The organism is Cupriavidus sp. SK-4 (assembly GCF_000611125.1).
Classification (GTDB): domain Bacteria; phylum Pseudomonadota; class Gammaproteobacteria; order Burkholderiales; family Burkholderiaceae; genus Cupriavidus; species Cupriavidus necator.
In genome coordinates this window covers 33,401-41,858 of the sequence record NZ_JFJW01000107.1, presented here as the reverse complement: position 1 = coordinate 41,858, position 8,458 = coordinate 33,401, and the positions used below count along the sequence as shown (strand labels likewise).

Sequence of the window (8,458 nt, the reverse complement as noted above, 5' to 3'; positions counted from 1 at the left end):
GGGGGGGGGGGGGGAGAGGGAGCGCGCCGTCTGGCGGTCAAGCTCCCTTCTTACTTCAGCATCTGCACGGAGCCGTTGACCGACACCGTCACCTGCGTCTTGCCGCCCTCAACCGGCACCGCCACCGCGGCGTCGGCCATCATGGCCTTGGCAGCGCCGTACATGCGCGGCATCGGCGGCACCACGCCGGTTTCATTCAGGCTGACTTCGCGGATGGTGTAGCTGTTGTAGCCGAACAGCTTGGTGGTCGACTGCGCCTTGCTGCGGAACGAGGCGATGGCCTGCTCGGCCAGCTTGGCTTCGGCGGCCTCGCGCGCTTCGCGCGACAGCGAGAAGGCGATGTTCTGCACCTGCATCTGGCTGGCCAGCTCGCCAGCAAGCTTGGACACGGCCGAGAAATCGCGCGACTTCAGGATGACTTCGGAGCGCCCGCGCCAGGTGCTGATGCGGCCGTTGCGGTCGGTGTTGGGGTGGATGGTGAAGCCGCCCGACTCGGCGGTCACGCCCTGGACGCGGCGCGCCTGCGTGATGACGGCCTGCGTCCGGGTCGACAGGCCCGAGGAAATCGCGGCCGGTTCAGCGCCTTCCTGCTCCGCGGTAAGCGTCAGGTGCACGATATCGGTCGGCACTTCGGTGACGGCCTGCGCGCTCAGCGACAGCACGCCCGACGGCGTTTCAGTAGGGCCACCGTGCGCCGAGGCGACGATGGCGGTGGTGCCCAGCAGGGTGGCGGCAAGCCATTGTTTCATGTTGTTCTTCCGTTCAAACGTGATGGGTATCAGACGTGCCCGGGTGCCCGATCGTTCCGCGACATTGCAAACGATTGTTGCGAAGCCGGCGCGGGCGCGCCTGCCCCGTCCGGGTCAGAATGCCTGCCAGGCCTTCCACAACATATAGCTTGCCAGGCACAGCAGCAGCACGGCAAAGACCTTGCGCAACTGGCCCACATCCATCCGGTGCGCGGTGCGCGCGCCCAGCGGCGCGGTCATCACGCTGGCCGCGGCGATCACCAGCAGGGCCGGCAGGTAGAGATAGCCGAGCGATCCCGCCGGCAGCCCCGGCATCTGCCAGCCGCTCCAGACATAGCCGGCCACGCTGGCCGCGGCGATCGGGAAGCCGAGCGCGGCCGAGGTGGCCACCGCGTTGTGGATCGGCACGTTGCACCAGGTCATGAACGGCACCGAGACAAAGGCGCCGCCCGCGCCCACCAGGCTGGACAGGAAGCCGATCACGCCGCCCGCGCCCGCCATGCCGGCAAAGCCCGGCAGCTGCCGGCCGGGCTTGGGACGACGGTTGCGCAGCATCTGCAGCGCGGAAAACCCGACGAAGCCGGCAAAGGCCAGCGACAGCCAGCTGGTCTTGAGCGCCGCGAACACCTTGCCGCCGCCGATCATGCCGCCGAGCACGATGCCCGGCGCCAGCGCCAGCACGATCGGCCAGCGCACCGCGCCGCGCTGGTGGTGCGCGCGCACGGACGACAATGAGGTGAACAGGATGGTGCCCATCGAGGTGGCGATCGCCATATGGACGATGGCCTCGTCGGCAAAGCCCAGGCTGGTGAACAGCAGCGTCAGGAAGGGCACCATCATCATGCCGCCGCCCACGCCGAGCAGCCCGGCGCAGAAGCCGGTGAAAGCGCCCAGGGCAAGCAGGGCAGGAACCAGCACCGGCAGGTTGTCGAACTGCATCGTGTCTTCAGGGTTGTTGTTATCAGCTTGCCCGGCCGGCCGGGCAGGGTTCAGCGCATCAGCTTGCCGGTGATGAAGCGCCATTCTGCCGGCGTCACCGGCGTGATCGACAGCCGGTTGCCGCGACGTAGCACCACCATGTCGGCCAGTTCCTCATGCTCGCGCAATGCGGCCAGCGGGATCAGCGCGCTCTTGCGCTCGAAGCGCACGTCGACCAGCAGCCAGCGCGGCGCCTCGGCCTTTGAGGCGGCATCGTAGTACGGGCTCTTGCGGTCGAACTGGGTGGGGTCGGGGTAGGGCACGGAGCAGACCTCGGCCAGGCCGGCAATGCCGGGCTCCGGGCACGACGAGTGGTAGAACAGCACGCCATCGCCGATCTGCATGGTGTCGCGCATGAAGTTGCGCGCCTGGTAGTTGCGCACGCCGGTCCAGGGCAGCGTGCCTTCCCGGGCCAGGTCGTCGATGCTGGCTTCATCCGGTTCTGATTTCATCAGCCAGTACTGGCGGGCGCGTTGGTTCTGGTTCGGGCTCACGGCGCAGCTCAGGAATGGAAGGCAGATCAGGGCGCCGCGTGCACAGGGTGTGCACGCGGACGCGCAGGCAAGAAAAAAGGCGATGGTTCAGAAAACCACCGCCTTTTTAAGGGGTCCCCGCCTTGGCCGCTGGGTCGGCATCCTGAACCCAAGTGAGGTTCAGAGTGGCTGCGGAAGTCGCATTTCGGGTACATCATCCACTCAGGGAGTCTAGGCCAGGCCCAGACTATGAATGCGACGACGCGCTCGCCCACGCGACATGATCCCGCACCATGCAATGCATATCGGTTCAAGGAGTTTATGACCCTCACGAACCAGGCAGGGAAACTGTCAAACGTCTGACTTTCCAGGCGCATCATCGTGCCCGGAAAACCGGATCCGCGTGCGGGATGTCAGACGTTTGCCGTTTCTGACTAGGATGGGATGAGAACGGCGGCCGGGCGCGATAACCTAGCCTGTAGCTGCACATCTATGGTGCCTCGTGCAGTCTGGCTACACTATACACCGCGTTGCAGGGCATACCAAGTCCACTCGCGCGTATCGTTACATTTTGCGCGGCAGCGCGGCATCCGCAGCACATCCCACTTTCATTGCTCAGCCGCGCGTACCGGTGCCCACGTGCGCGTATTGGCGCAGGGCCTCATCGGCGCGGTCGTTGAGTTCGCGGATGCGCGCGCGGATGGCATCGACCGGGATCGCGCCCTCGGCCTGCTGCTTGCGCTGCATCGACAGCAGGTCCGAGGCGATGCTGATGGCGGCCATGACCGCCACGCGCTCCACGCCCTTGGCCGCGGTGCCATTGCGCAGCTTGTTCATTTGCGTGTCGACCAGGGCCACGGCTTCGAGCAACGCGGCCTCGTTCTCGGGCGCGATGGCAAAGCGGTAGGGCTGGCCGGCGATATTGACTTCGACTTGCTTGTTGCTCATGCGTGTTCTCCGGGAGCCTTGTGCGGCTCGGCGTCCTGCGCCGCAGCCTCTCCGCCGAGCAGGTCGAGCTGGCGCGTGTCGCTGGCGGTCGGCAGCTTGTCAAGGATGGACTGGATGCGCAGTTGCGCTTCCTCGATCTTGATATTGAGCAGTTCGCGGTCGGCTGCCATGGCCTCGCGCTCGCCGCGCAACTGCGCGGCTTCGCCCTCCAGCCGGGCGATCTCGTCGCGCAGCCGCTGGTTCTCCGCCGCCAGGGTGTCCGCATGGTGCAGCACGCGCCCGATCTTGGCGGCCAGTTGTTCGAGTTCGGTGAGCATAGGGCCTGTCATGATGGGAGTAGTGTCAGGTATCGCGATTCTAGCCGATGCGCCGGCTTGCACAATGCGGAGGAAAGGGTTTGTGACCGGCGACCCGCGTGGAAGTTGCAGGCTTCTGCACCTAAAACACCACCAGAGTTGTGACAAAACACTACTGGCAGCCGCGTTGACGCGGGGGGCGAAACGCCCTAGACTCGCGCACGTTCCAGGTGCTCGCCCTTTTCGTCCCTGGCGAAAGGGCAGTTCAACGGGAAACAGGGAGCCGGGCCGGCTGCGCGCCGGACAGGCCAACCTGTGCTGCCCCCGCAACGGTAAGCGACCGCGGTGCGCATCTGCCAGACCCCGACATAGCCGACAGCCAGCCTGCCGGCAACGCCGCTGGCAAGGCCGGATCCCATTCCCGGCCACATGCACCGCAGGACCGGCCACACGCCACTGAACCGCAGGTTCGGGAAGGCGCCGGCCCAGTGTCGCCAGCCCGGATACCGGCCTGAACGCGGGCTGCCGCCCGTGCGCGGCACGCCTCATCGCCATATGGTCCGCGGGGGAACGGGCCCGGCCGTTCCTATCCAGTCCTGCATCATGCGTTCATCGCTCCACAGGTCGACCCGCCCGGCAACCCCGGCGGTGCGTCCGTCCGTGCCCGCCATCCTGGCGGCCATCGCCTCGTTCACCCTGGTTCCGGCCACTTCGTTCGCGCAAGCGGCCGACAGCGGCCCCGACAGCCGCACCACGCAGCTCGCGCCGGTGGTGGTCACCTCCACCCGTACCGCGCAAGCCATTACCGAGGCGCTGCCTCACACCACGGTGGTGACGCAGCAGGACATCGTCAACTCGCAGGCGCCCGACCTGCGCACGCTGCTGCGCAACCAGGCCGGCGTGGAGTTCTCGGCCAACGGCGGCATGGGCAGCAACACCACGCTGTTCATGCGCGGCGCCAACTCCAACCAGACCCTGATCCTGATCGACGGCGTGCGGGTATCGTCCGCGAGCAGCGGCACCGCGCAGCTGGCCAATATCCTGCCCGACCAGATCGAGCGCATCGAGGTGGTGCGCGGCAATGTGTCGGCGCTGTACGGCTCGGACGCCATCGGCGGCGTGGTGCAGATCTTCACCAAGAGCGGCGCGGGCCAGGCGCCGGCGGCGAATGCGCAGGTGGAATACGGCAGCAACAACACGCGCCAGGGCACGGTCGGCTATGGCGGCCAGGTCGGCGATACCTCGTTCAACCTGACCGGTTCGGCATTCAAGACCGACGGCTTCTCGTCGATCAACACGAAGCAGGCGCCGCGCGCCAATCCCAACGACAACCCGTACGAGAACCAGAGCGTGTCGGGCCAGGTAAAGCATCGCTTCACCCCGAACTGGGATGCGGGCGTTACTGGCTACTACTCGAAGAGCAAGCTGTCGTTCGACAGCGCCTTCGGCCGCCCGACCGACGACAACCGCACCAACAGCGAGCTGTACACGCTGTCGGCCTTCGTCAACGGCAAGGTGGGGGCGGACTGGGCCACCCATTTCAAGCTGTCGCAGAGCGAGGACCGCAGCGATACCTTCCTCAACGGCAGGCCCAACGGCACCTTCAATACCCGCAACCGCCAGTTCAACTGGCAGAACGAGTATGCACTGGCCGCCAACCACACGCTGCTGTTCGGCACCGACTACCTGCAGCAGGAGCTGGACTCCAGCGCCTACGGCGCGCCCGCGCGCAATGTGTTCTCGGTGTTCGGCGGCTATGACGGGCGCATCGGCAAGCACCAGCTGCAGCTCAACGCGCGCAACGACCATTATTCCGACTTTGGCAACCAGGGCAGCTTCCGCGCCGGCTACGGCTACTATGTGACCGATGCGCTCAAGCTGATCGCCAGCGTCAGCAATGCCTTCCGCGCGCCGACCTTCAACGAGCTGTACTTCCCCAACTTCGGCCAGCCGAACCTGCAGCCGGAGCGTGCCAAGTCGGTCGAGGCCGGCGTGCAGTACGCCACCGCCAGCGCCGGCCTGCTGCGCGTGACCGCGTTCGAGACGCGCTACGACGACCTGATCGTGTCGGCGCAGCAGCCCAACGGCATGTTCCTGGCGCAGAACGTCAACAAGGCCAAGGTGCAGGGCGTCGAGGCTTCGTGGCGCGCCAGCGTGTATGGCACCGACCTCGGTGCCAGCGTGACCTTCCAGAACCCGGTCGACGAGCAGACCAACACCCAGCTGCTGCGCCGCGCGCGCCGCCATGCCGCGCTCGATGTTGGCCGTGATTTCGGCAACTGGCGTTTCGGCGGCGAATGGCTGGTGTCGTCGTCGCGCATGGATGCCGGCTCGCGCCGGCTGGGCGGATACGGTATCGTCAACCTGAACGCCCGCTACAACATCGACAAGCAATGGTTCATCGCCGCCCGCGTCGAAAACCTGTTCGACAAGGATTACCAGCTCGCCTACCCCTACAACACGCAGGGGCGCGCGGGCTTCATCACGCTGGGCTGGCGCCAGCGATGAGCGCCCGGGCGCGCCATGTCTGAGTTCCGGCGCGCCCTGGCGCTCTGGCTGGTGCTGGCGCTCGCGGCGCTGCTGGCGTTCGCGTTGTCGCTGGCGCTGGGCAGCGTGCCGCTCGATGCGCGCGAGCTCTGGCTTGCGCTCAGCGGTACCGACACCGGCACCGCCGGTGCGATCGTGCGCGAACTGCGGCTGCCGCGCGCGGCAGCGGCGTTTGCCTGCGGCGGGCTGCTGGCCCTGTCCGGCGCGCTGATGCAGGTGCTGCTGCGCAACCCGCTGGCCGAGCCCTATGTGCTGGGCGTGTCGGGCGGCGCCTCCACCGCCGCGCTGCTGGCCATGCTGCTGCTGGCGCCGTGGTGGGGCGTGCAGGCCGCCGCCGCCGCCGGTGCACTGGGGGCGATGGTGCTGGTGGCGTCGCTGGCGCGGCGCGACCTGCTCCATCCGCAGGTGCAGGGCGGCCACCGCGAGGCGGGCGCCCGGCTGTTGCTGACCGGCGTGATCCTGGCCGCGGGCTGGGGCGCGGTCATTACCCTGATCCTTTCCATTGCGCCGGAGTCGCGCCTGCGCGGCATGCTGTTCTGGCTGACCGGCGACCTGAGCGGCACCGCCGCCTACGGCGGCGCGCTGGCCATGCTGGTGGTGGCGCTGCTGCTGGCCATGCCGATGGCGCGCGCGCTCAACGTGATGCTGCTGGGCGAGACCGTGGCGCAGTCGCTGGGCGTGCGCGTGGGCCGCGTGCGGCTGGCGACCTTCCTGCTGGCGTCGCTGTGCATTGCCGCTGCCATCACCACGGCCGGCTCGATCGGCTTTGTCGGGCTGGTGGTGCCGCACCTGGTGCGCCTCGCGTGGGGCAACGACCAGCGCCTGCTGCTGCCGGCCGCCACGCTGCTGGGCGGCGCCCTGCTGATGGCCGCCGACCTGATCGCACGCACCGTGGTCGCGCCCGCGCAGCTGCCGGTAGGCGTGATCACCGGGCTGCTGGGCGTGCCGACCTTCCTCTACCTGCTGCTGCGGAGGCCGCGATGAGCCAAGGCCCGCACTGGTCCCATCCGCTCACCGCCTGTCCGCAGCTTGCGCTGCGCGATGTGCGGCTGCGCACCGGCCAGCGCGTGCTGGTGGATCACCTGACAATGACCATCGGCCCGGGGCAGCTGTGGTGCATTGCCGGGCCCAACGGTGCCGGCAAGTCCACGCTGATGACGGTGCTGGCCGGCCTGCGCCACGCCGACGGCGGCAGCGCGGAAATCGACGGCACCGCGGCGGCGCAGATCGCGCCGGCGGTGCTGGCGCGCCAGCGCGCCTACCTGCCGCAGGCCGTGCATGACACCTTCTCGATGTCGGTGCAGGATGCCGTGCGCGTGGGGCGGCATCCGCACCTGTCCGGCTGGGGCTGGAGCGGGCGCGAGGACGACCGCATCGTGCACGAAGTGATTCGCGCGATGGATATTGAGGCGCTGGCCGCGCGCGATGTGCTGACCCTGTCCGGCGGCGAGCGCCAGCGCGCCTCGCTGGCCGCGGCGCTGGCGCAGCAGGCGCCGCTGCTGCTGCTGGACGAACCGGTCTCGCACCTGGACCTGCGCCACCAGATCCTGGTGCTGGAACAGCTGGCCGCGCTGGCCCGGGCCGGGCGCCACGCCATCGTGGTGATCCTGCACGACCTGACGCTGGCGCTGCGCTATGCCAGCCACGCCCTGCTGATGGCCGAAGACGGTACTACGCTGCATGGCACTGCCGCCCAGGTGCTGACCCCTGAACACTGCTCGCGCGCGCTGCGCACCGCCATCGTCAGCGTCACCGACGGCGCGCATACTGCGCTGATTCCCGACGGCGCCGCCCCACCCACACCCGACACACGCCATGACTGATACCCAGAACCCGCCTGCAGAAGACCCGGACCGCGATGCCCGCCACAAGGCGCGCATGGAGCGCAAGAAAGAAATCGTCGACGCCAAGATTGCCGCCGCGCAGGATGAGCGCGGCGTGATCGTCATCACCACCGGCAACGGCAAGGGCAAGTCCAGCTCGGGCTTCGGCATGGTGGTGCGCGCGCTTGGCCACGGCATGCGCACCGGCGTGGTCCAGTTCATCAAGGGCGCGCAGCCCACCGGCGAGGAGATGTTCCTGCGCCGCTTCCCGGACGAGTGCGCCTTCCACGTGATGGGCGAGGGCTATACCTGGGAAACGCAGGACCGCGCCCGCGACGTGGCCAAGGCCGAGGCTGCCTGGGAAGTGGCGCGCGGCATGCTGCGCGACCCCGGCATCGGCCTGGTGCTGTTCGACGAACTGAACATCGCGCTCAAGCTGCACTATCTTGATGTGGAGCAGGTCATTGCCGACCTGCGCGCGCGCCCGCCGATGCAGCACGTGGTCATCACCGGCCGCGGCGCGCCGCCGGCGCTGGTGGAGGCGGCCGACACAGTCACCGACATGACGCCGGTCAAGCATGCCTTCCAGCAGGGCATCAAGGCGCAGCGCGGCGTTGAAATGTAGCCGCATCCTTTTGGAATAC

General features: G+C 68.0%; 9 protein-coding genes and 1 other RNA gene. 4 read left to right on the top strand and 6 right to left on the bottom strand.

Going from position 1 to position 8,458, the window contains the following annotated elements; translation table 11 throughout:
- Window positions 1–50: 50 nt before the first annotated feature.
- From CF68_RS23695 to CF68_RS23675, 6 genes are all read right to left on the bottom strand, one after another.
- The gene (locus CF68_RS23695) at window positions 51–749 is read right to left on the bottom strand and encodes an SIMPL domain-containing protein (RefSeq protein WP_035823525.1); all 699 of its coding nucleotides are present in this window, start codon (window positions 747–749) and stop codon (window positions 51–53) included.
- A 114-nt stretch (window positions 750–863) separates the two neighbouring features.
- Entirely contained in the window at window positions 864–1,688 is an 825-nt protein-coding gene (locus CF68_RS23690) for a sulfite exporter TauE/SafE family protein (RefSeq protein ID WP_013957810.1), read from the bottom strand.
- Between the two features lie 50 nt (window positions 1,689–1,738).
- Complete coding sequence (locus CF68_RS23685) at window positions 1,739–2,221, bottom strand: EVE domain-containing protein (protein ID WP_035823523.1); 483 nt, start codon at window positions 2,219–2,221, stop codon at window positions 1,739–1,741.
- 110 nt (window positions 2,222–2,331) lie between these two features.
- Window positions 2,332–2,549, bottom strand: a non-coding RNA gene (ssrS, locus tag CF68_RS35740) — 6S RNA.
- 266 nt (window positions 2,550–2,815) lie between these two features.
- A complete protein-coding gene (locus CF68_RS23680; RefSeq protein ID WP_035823521.1) occupies window positions 2,816–3,148 on the bottom strand; it encodes a cell division protein ZapA in 333 nt (110 codons plus the stop codon).
- Window positions 3,145–3,465: a hypothetical protein gene (locus CF68_RS23675; protein ID WP_035823519.1), complete on the bottom strand. Its 321-nt coding sequence runs from the start codon at window positions 3,463–3,465 to the stop codon at window positions 3,145–3,147. Before CF68_RS23675 ends, CF68_RS23680 begins: the two co-directional genes overlap by 4 nt.
- Before the next feature lie 582 nt (window positions 3,466–4,047).
- Between CF68_RS23675 and CF68_RS23670 the strand changes: the two genes are divergently transcribed.
- The 4 genes from CF68_RS23670 to cobO are packed head-to-tail and all read left to right on the top strand — an operon-like array spanning window position 4,048 to window position 8,439.
- Complete coding sequence (locus CF68_RS23670) at window positions 4,048–5,952, top strand: TonB-dependent receptor domain-containing protein (RefSeq protein ID WP_035823517.1); 1,905 nt, start codon at window positions 4,048–4,050, stop codon at window positions 5,950–5,952.
- A gap of 15 nt (window positions 5,953–5,967) precedes the next feature.
- Complete coding sequence (locus CF68_RS23665) at window positions 5,968–6,975, top strand: iron ABC transporter permease (protein ID WP_035823515.1); 1,008 nt, start codon at window positions 5,968–5,970, stop codon at window positions 6,973–6,975.
- Window positions 6,972–7,814 carry an ABC transporter ATP-binding protein gene (locus CF68_RS23660; RefSeq protein ID WP_035823513.1) on the top strand — a complete coding sequence of 281 codons (843 nt, stop codon included), beginning with the start codon at window positions 6,972–6,974 and terminating at the stop codon, window positions 7,812–7,814. Before CF68_RS23665 ends, CF68_RS23660 begins: the two co-directional genes overlap by 4 nt.
- The gene (gene cobO / locus CF68_RS23655) at window positions 7,807–8,439 is read left to right on the top strand and encodes a cob(I)yrinic acid a,c-diamide adenosyltransferase (protein WP_035823511.1); all 633 of its coding nucleotides are present in this window, start codon (window positions 7,807–7,809) and stop codon (window positions 8,437–8,439) included. Before CF68_RS23660 ends, cobO begins: the two co-directional genes overlap by 8 nt.
- The last annotated feature ends 19 nt before the right edge of the window (window positions 8,440–8,458 follow it).